The 18,667-nt window shown below is 66.9% G+C and carries 14 protein-coding genes; 6 read left to right on the forward strand and 8 right to left on the reverse strand.

Features of this window, described 5'->3' with window-relative positions:
• Positions 1–9: 9 nt before the first annotated feature.
• Positions 10–2,676, reverse strand: a complete 2,667-nt coding sequence (locus K368_RS0113615; RefSeq protein ID WP_027172893.1) for an MMPL family transporter — start codon at positions 2,674–2,676, stop codon at positions 10–12.
• A 604-nt stretch (positions 2,677–3,280) separates the two neighbouring features.
• On the opposite strand from K368_RS0113615, the gene hpnH reads away from it, so the two are divergent.
• Complete coding sequence (gene hpnH / locus K368_RS0113620) at positions 3,281–4,444, forward strand: adenosyl-hopene transferase HpnH (RefSeq protein ID WP_018044393.1); 1,164 nt, start codon at positions 3,281–3,283, stop codon at positions 4,442–4,444.
• A gap of 95 nt (positions 4,445–4,539) precedes the next feature.
• Here the strand turns inward: hpnH and K368_RS0113625 are convergent, their stop codons facing one another.
• The 7 genes from K368_RS0113625 to dxs form a co-directional block, all read right to left on the reverse strand.
• Positions 4,540–5,220: a phosphorylase gene (locus K368_RS0113625; RefSeq protein WP_027172894.1), complete on the reverse strand. Its 681-nt coding sequence runs from the start codon at positions 5,218–5,220 to the stop codon at positions 4,540–4,542.
• A gap of 170 nt (positions 5,221–5,390) precedes the next feature.
• Positions 5,391–7,388: a squalene--hopene cyclase gene (gene shc / locus K368_RS0113630; RefSeq protein WP_027172895.1), complete on the reverse strand. Its 1,998-nt coding sequence runs from the start codon at positions 7,386–7,388 to the stop codon at positions 5,391–5,393.
• A gap of 38 nt (positions 7,389–7,426) precedes the next feature.
• A complete protein-coding gene (hpnE, locus tag K368_RS0113635; RefSeq protein ID WP_027172896.1) occupies positions 7,427–8,743 on the reverse strand; it encodes a hydroxysqualene dehydroxylase HpnE in 1,317 nt (438 codons plus the stop codon).
• Positions 8,743–9,597, reverse strand: a complete 855-nt coding sequence (hpnD, locus tag K368_RS0113640) for a presqualene diphosphate synthase HpnD (RefSeq protein WP_027172897.1) — start codon at positions 9,595–9,597, stop codon at positions 8,743–8,745. Before hpnD ends, hpnE begins: the two co-directional genes overlap by 1 nt.
• Complete coding sequence (gene hpnC, locus K368_RS0113645; RefSeq protein WP_027172898.1) at positions 9,594–10,508, reverse strand: squalene synthase HpnC; 915 nt, start codon at positions 10,506–10,508, stop codon at positions 9,594–9,596. Before hpnC ends, hpnD begins: the two co-directional genes overlap by 4 nt.
• On the reverse strand, positions 10,505–11,545 hold the full coding sequence (hpnA, locus tag K368_RS0113650) for a hopanoid-associated sugar epimerase (protein WP_027172899.1): 1,041 nt from the start codon (positions 11,543–11,545) through the stop codon (positions 10,505–10,507). Before hpnA ends, hpnC begins: the two co-directional genes overlap by 4 nt.
• 148 nt (positions 11,546–11,693) lie before the next feature.
• Positions 11,694–13,655 carry a 1-deoxy-D-xylulose-5-phosphate synthase gene (gene dxs / locus K368_RS0113655; RefSeq protein ID WP_027172900.1) on the reverse strand — a complete coding sequence of 654 codons (1,962 nt, stop codon included), beginning with the start codon at positions 13,653–13,655 and terminating at the stop codon, positions 11,694–11,696.
• A gap of 277 nt (positions 13,656–13,932) precedes the next feature.
• Here dxs and K368_RS26675 point away from each other — a divergent pair, with 277 nt between their 5' ends.
• The 5 genes from K368_RS26675 to K368_RS0113675 all read left to right on the forward strand — a co-directional run bounded on the left by K368_RS26675 (position 13,933) and on the right by K368_RS0113675 (position 18,658).
• Complete coding sequence (locus K368_RS26675; protein ID WP_210164104.1) at positions 13,933–14,232, forward strand: hypothetical protein; 300 nt, start codon at positions 13,933–13,935, stop codon at positions 14,230–14,232.
• Positions 14,229–15,143: a DNA/RNA non-specific endonuclease gene (locus tag K368_RS0113660; RefSeq protein ID WP_027172901.1), complete on the forward strand. Its 915-nt coding sequence runs from the start codon at positions 14,229–14,231 to the stop codon at positions 15,141–15,143. The genes K368_RS26675 and K368_RS0113660 overlap by 4 nt, the downstream gene beginning before the upstream one ends.
• Before the next feature lie 19 nt (positions 15,144–15,162).
• Positions 15,163–15,447, forward strand: coding sequence for a hypothetical protein (locus tag K368_RS0113665; protein WP_027172902.1), 285 nt, complete (start codon positions 15,163–15,165; stop codon positions 15,445–15,447).
• Between the two features lie 300 nt (positions 15,448–15,747).
• Positions 15,748–17,400, forward strand: a complete 1,653-nt coding sequence (ettA, locus tag K368_RS0113670) for an energy-dependent translational throttle protein EttA (RefSeq protein WP_027172903.1) — start codon at positions 15,748–15,750, stop codon at positions 17,398–17,400.
• 391 nt (positions 17,401–17,791) lie between these two features.
• Entirely contained in the window at positions 17,792–18,658 is an 867-nt protein-coding gene (locus K368_RS0113675; protein WP_027172904.1) for a porin family protein, read from the forward strand.
• The last annotated feature ends 9 nt before the right edge of the window (positions 18,659–18,667 follow it).

Consider the following 18,667-nt stretch of genomic DNA (forward strand, 5'->3'; position numbering starts at 1 on the left):
TCCCTGGCCCTACTTCACCGCCACGGGCTCGGGCTTTGCCGCCCTGAGACCTGACACGGCATCCTCGCCCTCGGGACGCTTCGGGTCCGGCCTCTTCGGCGGCGGACCGAGGAACGCCGGGACCACGAAGAACGCGGCGATGAGGGTGAAAAACAGCGACAGGGCGAGGAGCTTGCCCATGCTGGCCGTGCCGGGATGGCTCGACAGGACCAGGGAGCCGAAGGCCGTGCCGGTGGTCAGGGCGGAGAAGAAGATCGCCCGCGTCAGGCTGGAGGCCAGCATGTCGGTGACGCCGGCCCGCCAGGCGATGACGTAGTAGATGTGGAAGGCCACGCCTACCGCGAGCATCAGCGGCAGAGCGATGATGTTGGCGAAGTTCAGCGGCATCCCGACCACATGCAGCGCCATCAGCGTCCAGAGGGTGGCGAGGACCAGCGGGCCGAGGGTCATCGCCACGTCCCAGGGCTTCCGCAAAGCCACCGACAGGATGATGAAGATCGCCACCAGTGCCGTCAGCGCGGCCTGCACGAAGGCGCCGAGGATGGTGTAGCTCGACGAAGTCGTCGCCACCGGCGCGCCGGTCGCGTGCGGGGCCACGGTCTGCACCTCCTTGGCGAAGCGGCGCAGCACGACGTTGTCGTTGGCGTCGCCGCTCGGATGCACCTCGATCCGGGCGCGGCCGTCGGCGGCGATCCATTCGGCCTTCAGCTTCGGCGGGATGTTGGCGAGGGTGACCTTCTCGGGTGACAGCAAGCCGCGCAGGCGGCTGAGCAGGGCGGTAAGATCGGTGGTGACCGCCACGTTGGCGGACTGACGCAGCTGCGGCGTAGCCGCGGCGAGGGAATCCAGCGTGCCCGAGAGCGCGCCGGCGGCCTTGGCTCCGCCGGATTCACCGGTGGCAATACCCTTGAGCGCGGTGGCCGCCTCCTTCAACGCCTTCACCGTGTCGGCATCGGTGGGCGGCGGCGGCTTCCTCGCCGGATTGAGGATGGGTCCGAGGAGTTCGGCCGTCTCGGCGATGGTCGCGAGCTTCTGATCCTGATCCGGGGGGACGAACGTGTCGATGTCGATCACGCGGGCGACCGAGGGCAGGGCCCTCAGCTTGGCCGCGAGCTCGGGCACCGCCTGCACGTTCGGCGCGATCACGTCGATGAGGTTGGGGCTCGTCTCCGGGTCCTTGATCAGGTCGAGATAGGTGGAGATCGACTCCACCTTGGTGCTGCGCAGGTGCATCGGGTTGGAGTCGAAGGGCAGCTTGAACAGCAGCGGGATGCCCGCGACCGTGATCACGCCGACGATGATGAGCACGATCTTACGGTTTTCGATGATCCAATGGTCGACTCCAGCGAGCCATGTCGTCTCCACCGCCCGCGCCTCGCCCTTCGGCTTGAACACCGCGATGAGGGCGGGAAGCAGGGTGAGCGAGAAGAGATAGGCGACGATCATGCCGACGCCGGCGATGAGACCGAGCTCGGACACGCCGCGGAACGCCGTGGGCAGGAAGGCGAAGAACCCCGCCACCAGGGAGATCGCGGCGAGACTCAAGGACCAGCCGACGCCTCGTGCGGCGGCGCGGATGGCGCTCGACAGGTCAGGCTGCTCGAACCGGTCGGCCCGGTAGCGCACTGCGAACTGAATCCCGAAATCGATCCCGAGCCCTACGAAGAGGGCGGCGAAGGCGACAGAGATCGGGTTCAACTCGCCCACCATCAGGAGGCCGAGGGCCGCGGTGACGATGAGGCCTGCGAAGGTGGTGATCAGGACCGCGCCGACGAGGGAGGCCGAACGCAGGGCCAGCCAGACGAACAGGATGATGGCACCGGCCGTGACGCTATAGTTGAGGAACGCGTCCTCGGCGAGGGTGGCGAACTCGTCGTCGGCCACGGCCACCGGGCCGGTCAGGCGCATGCGTGGGTTGTCTGCTCCGTCGAGGCCGCCGAGCGTGTTGATCTTCAGGTCGGTGGCGATGCGCCGGACCAGGGCGGAGGCCTCTGCGCCCGGCTGGAGCGCCGCGTAATCCAGCTTCGGCTGGATCATGATGAACTTGCGGAGTTCCGTACCCTGGGCCTTGCCGTTGGAGAGGAGCAGCTGCCAGGACAGGCGGGCCGGCTCTCCCGCCAGAACCTTGCGCAGCACCTCGTCGATCCGGGTCATCGGACCTTCGAGGTCCTCGAGCTTGGCGTCGCCGCTCTTGATGCCACGTGCACCGAGGCCGAGCACCCGCATGAGGCCGCGGAGGGACGGGTCGGCGGCAAGCGGACCGAGCAGCCCCTGCTGCTGGACGAGCTGATCCATGGTCTTGGTCAGCTCTTCCTGCGGCATCAGCAGGAAGCCGTTCTTGTCGTAGAACGGACCGCCATCCGGGCGGTAGACCGTCTCGATCTGATTCGGGTGGTCGAGGAGGGCCTTGGCAAATGTGGCCGCGGCCTGTTCGGCGACCTCGGGCGTCTTGCCGTCGATGACGGCGACGAGGGTTCCCGTCCGTTGCGGAAACGCCTTCTCGTAGTTGATCTCGTCCTGGCGCCAGGGCACATCCGTGTCGATGAGACGCTCGACATCGGTGTTGATGCGGAAGAGATGGGCGGCAAGCGCCGCGCTTCCGACGGTGAGGAGCGCCACCAGGCCGATGACCAACCAGCGGCGTTGGACGGAAAACGCAACGAGACGTTCGATCACAAGTATCCTGCCTGACTAGCGACGCGTGTCCCGCCCGAACGAAACCGGCCGGTCTCGCGAATGCGAGGGACAGGCGAGAATCTCGGCACAGGACCGGTCTTGGTCCAAGGGTCGGTTACCACCTGTCGAGGCAATCCACGAGTCCCGGTGGTATATCGAGACGTGTCATGCCTCTGCGACGGCCAGCCTCGAACGAGGGTGTCCGTACTCATCGGCAGGCGGAAATGCAACGCGGCCTCATCCTCTCGTCCTGCGGTCGAAGCCATGTGCGCCCGCGCACCGCACCATTCCGCCGCCTCGACGGAACGTCGTCCAAGGCCGTGGGCGGGACACCCGTCGCATTGAGGTCGCGCAGTTCTGACATTCGCTGGCCGAATAGGAAAAAGCACCACGGTTCGACATAAGGACAGGATATCGCCAGTATCGGAAGCCCGACCACATGCGCTTCCCCTGTGGCCGTATTGCCCCATCACCGCTCAATCACGCATCGTGCGCTGGCCGCGTGAGCGGATCAAGATCTGTTCCAGCCTAGTACGCTGGAATTTCGCCGCTTTTCGCGGTAATGCACCGGTTCATATCGGGGCCAAAAACAAGGAGCCGCGTCTTGGGTATTCCCCTCCGTTACGTCGCGAAGATTGGCGGCTACATTCTCAAGCAGCACCTCACCGGTCGCAAGCGCTACCCGCTCGTGATGATGATGGAGCCGCTGTTCCGCTGCAATCTCGCCTGCGCCGGCTGCGGGAAGATCGACTATCCGGACGAGATCCTGAACAAGCGCCTGCCGGTGGCCGACGCCCTCGAATCCGTCCGTGAGTGCGGCGCACCCATGGTCGTGATCGCCGGTGGCGAGCCGCTTCTGCACAAGGATCTGCCGCAGATCGTCGAGGGCATCATCGCGCAGAAGAAGTTCGCGATCGTGTGCACGAACGCTCTGCTGCTCGAGAAGAAGATCAAGGACTACAAGCCCAGCCCCTACTTCACCTGGTCGATCCATCTCGATGGCGACAAGGAGATGCACGACCAGTCGGTGTGCCAGCGCGGCGTCTACGACAAGGCGGTCTCGGCCATCGCGAAGGCGAAGGAGATGGGCTTCCGCGTCACCATCAACTGCACCTTCTTCAACAATTCCTCGGCGGACAAGATCGCCGACTTCTTCGACACCGTGACGAAGCTCGGGATCGACGGCATCACCGTCTCCCCCGGCTACGCCTACGAGCGCGCGCCCGACCAGCAGCACTTCCTCAACCGCAAGGCGACGAAGGACCTGTTCCGCGGCGTGTTCCGGCACGGCAAGGAGAAGGGCCGCCAGAACTGGACCTTCCAGCAGTCGGGTCTGTTCCTCGACTTCCTGGCCGGCAACCAGACCTACCATTGCACCCCCTGGGGTAACCCGACCCGCACCGTGTTCGGCTGGCAGAAGCCCTGCTACCTGCTCGGCGAGGGCTACGCGGCGACCTTCAAGGAACTGATGGAGGAGACCGACTGGGATTCCTACGGGACCGGCAACTACGAGAAGTGCGCCGACTGCATGGTCCATTCGGGCTACGAGGCATCCTCGGTGGTCGATTCCGTGAAGAAGCCCTGGAAGCCGCTGATCCACGCCATCCGCGGCATCAAGACCGAGGGTGAGATGGCTCCCGAGGTCAGCCTCGAGAACCAGCGCCCGGCCGAGTTCGTGTTCTCGCGCAACGTCGCTCAGAAGCTGTCCGAGATCAAAGCCTCGGGCGTCGACACCAAGCGCGAGGCGCGCAACCGCACGGCGGCCTGAACCCGCCGCACGCGATCCGTGCCTCAACCGAAAGCCCCGCGATGCCGATGCATCGCGGGGCTTTTTCGTGTGCGCCGAGGTGACGTCCGGAAGCGTCAGAGGCTTGGCAGGCCGAAGCCGGTGCCGAGGGTGACCCGACACTGGGAGAGTGCCGCGAAGGCTCGCCCCGAATCGCGGGCGAGGCGGATCAGCGCCGGCAGGTGCGAGGGTCGCCGGGCGAGTGCCGCAAGAACGGCGAGAATGTCGGGATCGCCGTTCGGCTTCAACGCTGTGGCGACGAAGGCGGGCAGCGCGCGGTCGGCCGGGTCGCAGACCACCCGGATCGCCGCGAAGGGAATCCCATGTCGGGCCGCGAACTTTGCGGCGACATGGGATTCCATATCGACCGCCATCGCGCCGGTGCGGGCGTGGAGACCGGCCTTCGCCTCGACGCTCATGATCGCGGCATCGACACCGGCGAGGTCGGCGGCCAAGACTTTTACTCCCCCCCGGGACAGGGCGGAGACGAGCGCGTCGCGGTAGCCGGGATCGGTCTCGCGACGCCCTGTCTCGGTGACGATGCCGGTGGCGATGACCACGTCACCGGCAACCAGGGCCGGAGCGAGCCCTCCGGCGATGCCGAAGCTGATCACGGCACGGCATCCGGGCTCCCTGCGGAGGTCGAGCAGGGCGCGCAAGCGCTGAGGAGATCCACCCGCTCCCACGGCCTCGACGCCGGGACCGGCGGCGAGCCGGGCTTCCTTGGAGAGGCCGGTGACGGCGAGGATGGGGAGCATGCGATGATCCGGAACGCGAAGTCCCTTCCTCTCTGCGGGGGAGGGTGCCTGCGGAGCAGGCGGGAGAGGAGACGACCTCTCTGGAGGTGGCACTCCCCTCGTCCGACCCAGCGCGTGGCCACCTTCTCCCGCAAAGGGGGGAGAAGGAGACAGCCACGAAAGCTGGCCGATCACATCCCGTATGCGACGGACCGCGTGTTGCTGCGCTTGAGGTTGCGGTAGCGGGCCATGGCCCAGAGCGGGAAGAACTTCGGGTAACCATGGTAGCGCAGGTAGAACACCCGCGGGAAACCGGTGGCCGTGTAGCGCTCCTCAGACCAGAACCCGTCGGCTCCCTGCGTGCGCGTGAGGTAGTTGATGCCCCGCGTCACGGCCGGATCGTCGGCCTCACCGGCTGCCATCAGCGCCAGAAGTGCCCAGGCGGTCTGGGAGGCGGTAGAGTAGCCGGGCTCGAAGGCCGGATCGATCTTGTAGGACGAGGCGTCCTCTCCCCAACCGCCATCCGGATTCTGGATGCGGATGAGCCAGGCCACCGACCGGCGGATCTCCGGTGAGGCCGGGTCGACGCCAGCGGCGTTGAGGGCGCACAGCACCGACCAAGTGCCGTAGATGAAGTTCATGCCCCACCGGCCGTACCAGGAGCCGTCCTCCTCCTGATCGTCGAGGAGGTATTTCACGCCGCGATCGAGAGCCTTCGAGGTCTCGCGGGTCTCGCCCAGTTGCGAGAGCATCGAGACGACGCGTGCCGTAACGTCGGCAGTTGGCGGATCGAGCAGAGCGCCGTGATCCGAGAACGGGATGTTGTTGAGATAATGGTGGTTGTTGTCGGCGTCGAAGGCCGCCCAGCCGCCATCGCTCGATTGCAGGCCCTCGACCCATTCGCGGGCGCGGGCGATGGAGACGGCGTAATCCGGCACGTCGGCGACGAGACCGTGCTGGCGCGTCGCCCGGTCCATGGCCATTACCACCACGGCGGTGTCGTCGAGGTCGGGAAAGTGCGGGTTGGCGTATTGGAATGCCCAGCCGCCGGGGCGGACATTGGGGCGTCCGGCCGCCCAGTCACCCTTGATGTCAAGCACCTGGAGCGGACGCAGCCAGTCGAGGCCGCGCCGTGCCTGATGCTCGGCATCGGGTCCACCGGCTTCCAGCAGGGCATGACCGGCCAGGGCCGTGTCCCAGACCGGCGAAAGACAGGGCTGGACGTAGGCCTCGTGCTCCTTGACCACGACGAGCTTCTCGACCGCCTCGCAGGCGATCCGCACCTGCGGATGATCGGCGGGATAGCCGAGCACCTCGTACATCAGCACGGTGTTGACCATGGCCGGGAAGATGGCGCCGAGGCCGTCCTCGCCGTTGAGCCGCTCGCTCGTCCAGGCCACGGCCTTGTCGATGCCGCGCTGACGCCGCTTCTTCGGGAAATAATCCTGCGTAACCTGCAGCAGCCGGTCGATGGCGCCGAAGATCGGCGTCCAGGGCCAGGTTGCATGCGGGCTGCCGGGCCAGGACCGGACGTGGTCCGGGGGCGTCACGAACAATTCGGCGACGCCGAGCCCGAGGGGGTTCTTGGCGAGGGGCTTCTTGGCCTGCAGCACCAGCAGGGGCACGATCACGCAGCGCGCCCAGTAGGAGATCTTGTCGAGGTGGAAGGGAAACCACTTCGGCAGATGCATGATTTCGACGGGCATCACCGGCACGGCGCGCCATGGCACCTCGCCGAACAAAGCCAGCAGGAAGCGCGTGAACACGTTGGAATTGGCGGCCCCACCGCGCGACAGGATGGCCTCGCGGGCGCGCCGCATATGCGGAGACTCGATGGAATCGCCGACGAATTTGAGCGCATAATACGCCTTCACGCTGGCGCTCATGTCGAACGGCCCGTCGTGGACCAGCGACCAGCCGCCATGCTTGCCCTGCGTACGGCGCAGATAGTTTCCGATCTTGGCCATCAGGTCGGGCGGGATGGTCGTCGCCCGGAACTGGTGGAACATGATGTATTCGGACGGGATCGTCGCATCCGCCTCGAGCTCGAAGCACAGATGGCCGTCCGCGTGGACGAGTTTCGTCAGGGCCTGCGTCGCCCGCATGACTCCATGCTCGACGTCGTCCAGGGAAATTTCCTGGGTCTTGGGACGCTGGAGCGTCTCGACCTTCTTGAATGCCTCTCGCATCGTCCTCGCCTCAAGCGCCGCCTGACGCGGCCCCTCCCTCACGCCGCGCCGCGCGTCATAGCTTCACCGCGTCCATGCGCTCCCTTGAGAAGCGCCTGTGCGGCCGTCGTTCCCGAACGGATCGCCCCCTCGATCGTCGATGGCAGGCCGGTCGCGGTCCAGTCGCCTGCCAGGACGAGATTGTCGTGGGCCGTCACGGCGCTCGCGCGCCGTGCAGCCTCTTCGGGCGTCGCCGCGAAGGTCGCCCGTTTCTCCTTGACGATCTGCCAGCTTGGCAGTTCCGGTGCAAGTCCGGTCAAAGTCGAGAGCTCGGCCCAGATCCTTCTGGCCAAGTCTTCGCGCGGCACATCGAGCAGGCGATCGGCGCCGCTGATGGTCACCGACAGTCGGTCCGGATAGGCGAACAGCCATTCCGTCAGACCATTCACCACGCCGAGCAATAACGGCGAGCCCTGTGGAGGAAGGATCGCGAAGTGAGCATTGACGATCGATCGGTAGGATTGCGGAACGGCCAGGCCCGGCAGCAGATCGGACGCCACCCAGGGCGGCAAGGCCAGCACCACCGAATCGTCGGGGCCGAGCGTGATGGATTCGTCGCTGAACAGCAGGGTATCGACTCGACCGGCATCGGCACCCAGACCGCGCAGGCGCCGGCCGAAACGCATCTCGGCGCCGTGACGGGCCAGATAGGCAAGGGCAGGATCGATGAAGGCGACCGAAAGGCCGCCGACGGCGATGAGCGGCCGGCAGGCGGCGCCGCCCGCGCCCAGGGTCTCGCGCAGGATCGTGGCGGCGAGGCCGACATCGCTCTCCTGCGGATCGGTGTTGAGGGCGGCGAGCAGCACCGGATGCCAGAGGCGCTCGTAGAGCGGCCCCGAGCATTCCATGCGTTCGCCGATCGTGCCGCCGCGACCCGGCGCCTTGCCCGAGGCTGCCCGGAGAATGCTCAGGGGCGCGAGGTAATCCATGGCCCGGCTGCCGGGCACGCGGCGCGAGGCCTGCAGCACCCACCACGGCACCCGTCCGGCATTCGGCCGCAGGGTCCAGCGTTCGCCGGTCTTCAGGTCGGCGAAGGGGAACTCTGCCTCGTCCGGCCCGGTCAGCGCATCGGCGGGGGCGCCCACGAGCTTCAGGAAGTCGAGGGACGAGCGGTTGCCCGACAGCAGCAGATGGTTGCCGTTGTCGATGGTCAGGCCGAGCGTCGGGTCGAAATAGGACCGGCAGCGCCCGCCCGCCTGCTTGGCGGCCTCGTGGACGATGACGTGGCGCCCCTGATCGACAAGCGACACGGCGGCCGACAGCCCCGCGAGCCCCGCGCCGACGACATGGACCGTTCCGGTCTGTATTCCCGTCATCACAGGATCCCGTGACGAAGCGCAACGCCCAGAAGAGCGAGCTTCGAGGGTTTCACGCGGGCGCGGGGCATGGCCCAACCGCGCTTCAGCACCGCGTCGAGATAGAGCCGGTAAGCCGCCGCCATCAGGCGAGGGGCCTTCGTCTCCTTGCGCGGATTGCGGTCGATGATCGTCCAGGTCTCGCGGTAATGGTCTTGCGCCTCCCTCGCCACGGCGATGCAGACCTCGCCGATGCGGGGATGGGCGATGGCGGCCTGGGGCGTCGGATCGGCGAGGCCGATGGCGGCAAGCTTCTCGCGGGGCAGGTAGAGGCGGCCGCGCTCGGCATCCTCATCGATGTCGCGCAGGATATTGGTGAGCTGCAGAGCGCGGCCCTCGTGATGGGCGAGGCGGATGCCGTCGGCCTCCGGCAGGCCGAAGATTCGCACGGACAGTCGCCCGACCGCGCTGGCGACCCTGTCGCAATAGAGATCGAGGGTCGCCTCGTCAGGGGCGACGATGTCCTCGAACGCATCCATCGCCATGCCATCGATAACCGCCTGGAAATCTTCCCGCATGAGGCCATAGCGCTGGATGGGCACCACGAGGTCGCGCACGCGCGCAGCCGGATTGCCGGCATAGAGGGCGTCGATATCGGCGCGCCAGCGGTCGAGTTCCGCCGCGCGGATGGCCGCGGGCCCACCATCGTCGGCGACGTCGTCCACCGAGCGACAGAAGGCGTAGACCGCGTACATCGCCTCGCGGCGATCCTTCGGCAGCAGCCGCATGGCGGTGTAGAACGAAGAGCCGGCCGCCGGCAGAGAGGCGTCCTGCGCCTCCGAGGCCGTGGAAGCGGGAGATGCGGTGGCGCTCATGGCCGGGCTCCGTGGCTCGCGACACGCGTGGCTTGACGGCGGAGAATGCGCGAGCGAAGCGGACGCCGCGCAAGGGTCGCGGCGATCCCGCCGAGAGCGGTAAGGGCGAACCCCGCCTTGCCGTGATGCACCTTCTCGGAGAGCGGGTCGCGGGTAAGCAGCCCCTTCGTGAGTACCACGGCGAGGCGGTGGATCGCCGCGATCTCGAGGCTCAGGCGCAGGTCGTCGATCAGGTCGGGCAGCACGGCGCCCTCGTCGAGGAGGACCATGGTCCGCTCGGCGAGTTCACGGATAACGGCGCGCAGGGCAGGGGATGCCTTGTCGGCGGCAAGCGCCTCCACGGAGACGCCGTGGCGTTCCAGCACGTCCCGCGGCAAGTAGACCCGGTCGTTGCGACGGTAATCCTTCGCGCAATCCTGGAGATGGTTGATGATCTGGAGCGCGGCGCAGATCGCATCCGACGGCCCCCAGACCACGGCCGGGTCCTCGCCATGGACGTCGAGAACGAAGCGCCCCACGGGCATGGCCGAGAGCCGGCAATAGGCGATGAGGTCGTCCCAATCCTCATACCGGTTCTTCCGCGCGTCGAGGCGGAAGGCGTCGAGCAGTTCGAGGGCATGCGTCGCCGGAAGGCCGCGCGCCGCGAGTTCCCGCTTCAGCGGCTCCGCCTCGCGGTCGGAGGGCCCCTTACCGGTCAAGGCGTCGGCGAGATCGTCGAGAAGCTCGACCTTGCGCTCGGACGACAGTTCGGCATGGTCGGCGACGTCGTCGCCCGCACGCACGAAATCGTAGAACGCCAGGATGGCGCCGCGATTCTTCGGATGAATCAGATGGGAGGCGACGGGGAAGTTCTCGTCCTTGTGCCCCTTGCCCGATCGCGCATCCGTCGCGGTGTCGAGATGGGCACTCACTTCACGTACCCCGATTGGCGGAACCAGGCGAGGGCGTCCGACAGGCCCTCGCGATAGGGCCGCGCGGTGTAGCCGAGCTCGGCCCGTGCCTTGGCATCGGTGAAGAACATGCGGTAGCGCGACATCCTGATGCCGTCGATGGTGGCGAACGGAGCCTTGCCGGTGATCCGCGCGAGCTGCTCGGAGACGAACGCGATCGGATAGACCACGGCGCGCGGCAGGTTGATCGTCGGCGGCTTGCGGCCGACCATGCCGGCAATGTCGGCGAGCATCTGCGACAGGAGAACGTTCTCGCCGCCGAGGATGTAGCGTTCACCGGTGCGGCCATGGCGCAGGGCGAGAAGATGGCCGTAGGCCACATCGTCCACATGGGCGAGGTTGAGGCCGGTATCGACGAAGGCCGGCATCCGCCCGAGGGCCGCTTCCACGATGATACGCCCGGTCGGCGTCGGCTTCACGTCGCGGGGGCCGATGGGCGTCGACGGGTTGACGATGACCACGGGCAGGCCGTTGCGGGCCGCCATCTCCTCGACCACACGTTCGGAGACGACCTTGCTGCGCTTGTAGGCGCCGATGGCCGTGCCGGGGGTGAGGGGCCGCGTCTCGTCGGCGGGCGTGCCGTCGTCATGCGGTTTTATGGTGGCGACGCTCGACGTATAGACGATCCGCTCGATACCCGCGCGGAGGGCCTCCTCCATAAGGATGACGGCGCCGTCGCGGTTGGTACGGACGATCTCTTCCGGGTCCGGCGCCCAGAGCCGATAATCGGCGGCGGCATGGACGAGGTAGCGCTGGCCAGCGAGCGCGGCGGCGACCGATACGCGGTCGCGCATGTCGCCCTCGACGATCTCGACGTCGTTCCAGACGAGGTTGGTGCGCGGGGACGAGGCCCGCACCATGATCCGCACGGAGAAGCCGGCCTTGCGGAACACGTCCACGAGAGCGGCACCAAGGAACCCACTCGCTCCGGTAATGAGAACCGGGCCGGCATCGAAACGGCTCTCGTCGAACCTGCCGGGAGGGGGGGCCTCTGTCATGTCTCTCGTAAGGTCTGGGAATCGGATAGGAATACGTGCCGGATCGGCACGTCATGCCCGGCCTTTTCCCATCGAACGGGAAGGCGAACAAGCGCAGCGCTGCCACACACGGAGAGTTCCGTGCGCGGCCACACGCCCGGCAGGAGGGTCAGGCGAGACGCAGACGCCCGGCCTTCTGCTCGGGCAGCGCTGCCTGGACGGTCCTGACGATGCCGTCGGCGTCGAGGCCGGCCTCGGCGTACATCGCCTCCGGGCTGTTGTGGTCCTGGTAGGTGTCCGGCAGCGTCAGCGTCCGCACCCGCACCCGGCCCGTGTCGAGAGCGCCCTTCTCCGACAGGAGATGCAGCACCATGGCGCCGAAGCCGCCCACCGACCCCTCTTCCAGGGTGACCAGGACCTCGTGGCTCGCCGCCAGATCGAGGATCATCGCCTCGTCCAGGGGCTTGGCGAAGCGCGCATCCGCCACGCTCACGGCGACCCCGGCGCTCTCGAGCAGGTCGGCGGCCTTCAGAGCCTCCGACAGGCGCGTGCCCAGGCTCAGCAGCGCCACCCGTGCATTCTCGGGGCGCTTGACGATCCGGCCCTTGCCGATGGGCAGGGCCTCGCCGCGCTCGGGCAGATCCACGCCCACCCCCTCGCCGCGCGGGTAGCGCAGGGCGATCGGGCCGGTATCGTGGGCATGCTGGGTCGCCACCATGTGCACCAGTTCGGCCTCGTCGGAGGCCGCCATCACGACCATGTTCGGCAGGCAGCACAGATAGGCGAGATCGAAGGCGCCGGCATGGGTCGCCCCGTCCGCGCCCACCAGTCCCGCCCGGTCGAGGCAGAACCGCACGGGCAGGTTCTGCAACGCCACGTCGTGAACGACCTGGTCGTAGGCCCGCTGAAGGAAGGTCGAGTAGATCGCCACGAACGGCTTGTAGCCCTCCGTCGCCAGACCGCCCGCGAACGTCACCGCATGCTGCTCGGCGATGCCCACATCGAAGGTCCGGTCCGGATGCGCCTTGCCGAACAGGTCGATCCCGGTGCCGCCCGGCATCGCGGCGGTGATCGCCACGACCTTGTCGTCGGCATCCGCCGCCTTGATCAGGCTCTCGCCGAAGACGCGGGTATAGGCCGGCGCGTTCGGCTTGGCCTTGGCCTGCACCCCCGACAGCACGTCGAACTTCACCACCCCGTGGTAGCGGTCGGCGGAGGCCTCGGCCGGGGCGTAGCCCTTGCCCTTCTGCGTCACCACGTGGAGCAGGATCGGGCCCTGGTCCGAGTCGCGCACGTTCTTCAGGATCGGCAGCAGGTGGTCGAGGTTATGGCCGTCGACCGGGCCGACGTAATGGAACCCCATCTCCTCGAACATCGTGCCGCCGCCCACCACCAGGGAGCGGGCATATTCCTCGGCCGCCGCCGCGCGCTGGTAGATCGCCTTCGGAAGGAGCTTGCCGAGCTGCTTGGCGGTCTCGCGCAGGCCGCGATACGTGCCGCCCGAGGCCAGACGCGCGAAATAGGCCGACATCGCCCCCACCGGCGGGGCGATCGACATGTCGTTGTCGTTCAGGATCACGATCAGCCGCGAATGCAGCGCGCCGGCATTGTTCATCGCCTCGTAGGCCATGCCCGCCGACATCGAGCCGTCGCCGATCACCGCGATCATGTTGCGGCGCCTGGGCGCGGGCGCCCCCTTGGCCTTGGCCGACGCCTCGTCGAGGTCGCGCGCCACCGCCATGCCCAAAGCCGCCGAGATCGAGGTCGAGGAATGCGCCGCCCCGAACGGGTCGTAGACGCTCTCCGAGCGCTTGGTGAAGCCCGACAGCCCGCCCGGCTGGCGCAGGGTCCGGATCCGGTCGCGCCGCCCGGTCAGGATCTTGTGCGGATAGGCCTGATGCCCGACATCCCACACGATCCGGTCGTCGGGCGTCTCGAACACGTGATGCAGGGCCACCGTCAGCTCGACCACGCCCAGGCCCGACCCGAGGTGACCGCCCGTCACCGACACCGCGTCGATCATCTCCTGACGCACCGCGTCCGCCACCGCCTGAAGCCGGCTCTCGGGAAGCGCCCGAAGAGCAGACGTCTCGTCAAGCCCGTCGAGGATCGAGGTTTCTATCCGTGACAATGGCTCACTCACTTCTTTGAATCGGATAACGGATCGACAGGGCGCCCCACCTGCCGCTATCGGCTTCGGGCAGGGGCCCACGATCCTGACGATGACAACATTCCGCGCTGCGGCGCCGCCATGCCCGCTGCGCACTATAACGCCACTATCGGTCAATACCACGCCGACGTTGCAGGTCCGCTGACCGCTTCCCAAGCTTTTGAGCGTTCGAATGGCCACGGGAGGTAGGGATTTGCGACCGATCGATCAATGTCGAAGAATGGCTTTTCCGCCATCGATGACTTCGCCGCGAGCCGAGATGAACTGCTTTCGCCGCCTGTCCGCGCTGCTGTCGATGGGGCTTTCAGCCTGTGTGACGCTTTGTCCTGACCCTTCGTCGGCCTCGCCGCTCTCGATCCCGGCGCCCGTCCTCGAATTGAGACTGCCCTGCGACAGGCTCGACGGCTGCCGGAACCACGGCTCGTCGCAGCAACCCGACCGCCGGGTCGAGCCTTTCGGCGGCACCCTCGGGCGGCCCTGCGCCTATCGCTGGCGACCGACGCCCTCTGGCACGCGCAAGGTGCGGATCTGCCATTGACCCTCCCGATGCGGCGGAACGGACGGCGTTCGGCTGCGGCGTGCTTTCTCCTCGTCTGCGTCGCGTGGCCGGCCAGCGAGGGTAGAGCGGAGTTTGCCTGCCCCTCCAGCTTCGCGAAGGGACAAGCCCCGGTTCTCGCCAACCGCAAGCTCGCCCGCGAGACGACGAGCCTTTGCTACGAAGCCTTCGCGGTGCTGCATTCGGGCATGTCGCGCACCCCCGTCTACGCCTCCGAACTCTTGACTCGGGCGAGCGTCGCCAGGGCGCGCACCGTCGACCGGACGGATTCCTTCCACGAGGAGGACCGTCTGTCGAAATCCGACCGTGCCCGGCTCGAGGACTACGTCCGGAGCGGCTTCGACCGGGGCCACATGGCACCGGCCGGAGATATGCCAAGCGCGGCGGCGCAAGCCGAGTCGTTCAGCCTCGCCAACGTCGTGCCCCAGGATCGCACCCTGAACCGGGGCCTGTGGGCCGCGATCGAGGAGAGCGTCCGCCGCCTCGCTGTCGCGCGGGGGCGCCTCTTCGTCGTCACCGGGACGATCTATGCGGGCAGCACGATCGACTCCCTCGACGGCCGCGTCCTCGTGCCGACATCGCTGTTCAAGGCGGTCTACGATCCCGTGCGTCGGGAAGCGGCGGCCTATCTCGTGGCGAACCGCGCCGATGCGGAATGGCGGTCGGTCCCCCTCGACGAACTGACCACCCTGTCGGGCATCGATGTCTTTCCCGGCCTCGTCGCGACGGCGATGGACCTGCCCGAGCCGCGCACCTATTCCAGAGGCGCCACGGACGGCGACCGTCCGAAAGGGCGCGTGCGCGAGGAACCGGGTTTTAGCGAATGGGCACTCGCAGCGCTTCACCGCATCGCGCGGCGCCTACTCCGCGAAGTCCTGAGATCGATCCTCTGATGATTCGTTGGAGACAGAGATGAAGAGCACGGCCGAGACGAAGGCGCCCGCCCCGACCTTCACCCCCTTCGCGGACGACGCCACCGTCGAGACCATCGGGGGGCTCTCCGTGGAGAACGGGTCGGAGTCGATCGCCGTTCACGGCAGCCTCGACTTGCCGCGCGACAGGATGGGACTGGATCGCGCGCGCAAGCTCAAGGCGGTCGCCGACGCGATCGTGGCCGCGCTCGAAGCCAGCGACCTGCCGGAAGAGGCGCCGCGCTCCGCATCAAACTCCCGGACGGTCGAGAACCCGTTCGCGTGATCCGACAACGGGGCGGGCTCGGAAAGACCGGCCGTCGCCCGCTCCCGCAGCATACCCGTTCTTGCCGCTGACCCGCCGCCCTGATACTTCCAGCCATCGTCCGACGCGGTGCGGTTTCGAGGACGGCTCGCCGCCGTCCGACGCCGCCGCACGCGGGACGGCCCGGGCAGACCGGAGCAACGCGCGCCGCTTTTCATGGCGCGCGACCTCCGCGGCAAGGCCCACCCACGCCATTCCCGGCGGCCGATCCAGCGCCCACGCGCCAAGCCGCCCAGCAACAGTCAAGGATACCGGACGCTCATGGCGCGCGAATTCATCTACCATATGAAGGGTCTGACCAAGACCTATACCGGCGGCAAGAAGATCTTAGACAACGTCAATCTGTCGTTCTATCCGGACGCCAAGATCGGCGTGCTCGGCATCAACGGCTCGGGCAAGTCGACCCTGCTCAAGATCATGGCCGGCATCGACACGGAATGGACCGGCGAAGGCTTCGTCGCCCAGGGCGCCCGCGTCGGCTACCTGCCGCAGGAGCCGCAGCTCGACCCGAACAAGTCGGTGCGCGAGAACGTGATGGAGGGCGTCGCCGAGAAGCAGGCGCTCCTCGACCGCTACAACGAACTCGCCATGAACTATTCCGAGGAGACGGCGGACGAAATGACCGCTCTCCAGGACCAGATCGAAGCCAAGGACCTGTGGGAGCTCGATTCCAAGGTCGATCAGGCCATGGAGGCCCTCGGCTGCCCCAGCGACGAGCAGCCCGTCGCCACCCTGTCGGGCGGCGAGCGCCGCCGCGTGGCGCTCTGCAAGCTGCTGCTCTGGGAGCCGGAACTGCTCCTCCTGGACGAGCCCACCAACCATCTCGACGCCGAGACGGTGAACTGGCTCGAAGGCCACCTGAAGCAGTATCCCGGCGCGATCCTGATCGTGACCCATGATCGCTACTTCCTCGACAACGTCACCGGCTGGATCCTCGAGCTCGACCGCACCCGCGGCTACCCCTACGAGGGCAACTACTCGGCCTGGCTCATCCAGAAGCAGAAGCGCCTCGCCCAGGAAGGCCGTGAGGACATGGCTCGCCAGCGCGCCATCAACCGCGAGCAGGAATGGATCTCGGCCTCGCCCAAGGCGCGCCAGTCGAAGTCGAAAGCCCGCATCACCCGCTACGACGAGCTGGTGGCCAAGCAGAACGACAAGATCGACGCTTCGGCCCAGATCGTCATCCCCATCGACGAGCGGCTCGGCAACAACGTCATCGAGTTCGACCACCTCAACAAGGCGTTCGGCGACCGGCTGCTCATCGAGGACCTGTCGTTCAAGCTGCCGCCCGGCGGCATCGTCGGCGTCATCGGCCCGAATGGCGCCGGTAAGACGACGCTGTTCAAGATGATCACCGGCCAGGAGAAGCCCGACGGCGGCACCATCGCCGTCGGCGAGACCGTGCATCTCGGCTATGTCGACCAGTCCCGCGACGCCCTCGATCCCGGTGCCACGGTTTGGCAGGAGGTCTCGGGCGGCAACGACATCATCTATTTCAACAAGCGCGAGATCAATTCCCGCGCTTATTGCGCGGCCTTCGCCTTCAAGGGCTCCGACCAGCAGAAGAAGGTCGGCACCCTGTCGGGCGGTGAGCGCAACCGCGTGCATCTGGCCCGCACGCTCAAGGGCGGCGCCAACGTGCTGCTCCTCGACGAGCCCACCAACGACCTCGACATGGAGACCCTGCGGGCCCTCGAAGAGGCACTGGAGGATTACGCCGGCTGCGCTGTCATCATCAGCCACGATCGCTGGTTCCTGAACCGTATCGCGACCCACATCCTCGCCTTCGAAGGCGAGAGCCACGTGGAATGGTTCGAGGGCAACTTCTCGGATTACGAGGAGGACAAGAAGCGCCGCCTCGGCGCCGACTCCCTGATGCCGAAGAAGATCAAGTACAAGAAGTTCTCGCGCTGACGACCCGGCCCGGTCCAGAACCGGGCCGTTATCGTATGTTCGACTTGTGTGTCGGGCGGGAGGCTGAAGCAACGATGCCGCACCCTATCGCGCGAACAGCGGCATCGTTTTTGCTCCGACTTATGAAATCGTTGTCCAGTCCTCGCACCGGCCGGCACGATCTCGGTAGAAGGCTCAGCGTTCAACCAAAGGTGATCGAAACGTTACCGGCCTAGATGTCTTCGGCCTTTCGCCATGTCGAACGGTATTTCTGACGGGCTGCGCAGCCGTATCGATGGAGATCGGCCGACGGCAGCCGTTTCTACGTCAGGGTGTGGCTCGCGGGTCATAGGCGAGCGGTGGGGGAGGGGCTAATTTGACCTCAAGGTCAGCCCCCACGGACATCCACATCATGATCGCGAAGTTTCTTCTCGCCGGCACCGCCTCCGTTCTTCTGGCCGGCGCCGCTTCGGCCGCGGATCTTCCGCGCCGCGCCGCCCCCCCGGTGGTGTTCTCCCCCGTCCCGGTCTTCACCTGGACCGGCTTCTATCTCGGCACCCATAGCTCCTACGCCTGGAGCGACAACCAGACGATCCGCACCACCGGCAACGAATTCAACACGCGCGAGAACGTGCGCCTGGACCGTCGCCCCGGCACCTTCCGCTCCGAACAGGACGGCATCGGCAATGTCGGCGGCGGTATCGGCTACAACTACCAGCTCACCCCCGGTTCGGGCTTCGTCCTCGGCGTCAATGCCGACGTGACCTGGACCGACATCAGCAAGAGCTACGCCTATTTCGGCCCGAGCAGCACCCCCGGCGGCCCTCTCAACCCCGCTAACCTGCGCCAGCGCCTCGACTATCTCGGCACCGTCCAGGGCCGCATCGGCTACGCCTTCGACACGGTCCTCGTCTACGGCACCGGCGGCTTCGCCTACGGCAACGTCAATTACGGCGCCAACTTCTTCAACGGCGCCGGCGCTCTGGCCTATGCCGGCCGCTACAATGACATGGAGACCGGTTACGCCTATGGCGGCGGCATCGAGTGGGCGATCCCCACCGACAGCTTCCTCAACCGATTCAATTTCATCGGCAGCTTCATTGGCGCCAGCGCCATCACGTTGAAGGCGGAGTACCTGCATTACGACCTCGGCAGCCGCAACGTGCTGGTGAACAACACGGGCCTCGGCGCTCCCTCCACCGGTTCCTACACCTCGCGCTTCAGCACCGAGGGCAACCTCATCAAGGCCGGCTTCAACTACAAGTTCGGCGGCCTCTGAAGTCATCGT

The organism is Methylobacterium sp. 10 (genome assembly GCF_000519085.1).
Classification (GTDB): domain Bacteria; phylum Pseudomonadota; class Alphaproteobacteria; order Rhizobiales; family Beijerinckiaceae; genus Methylobacterium.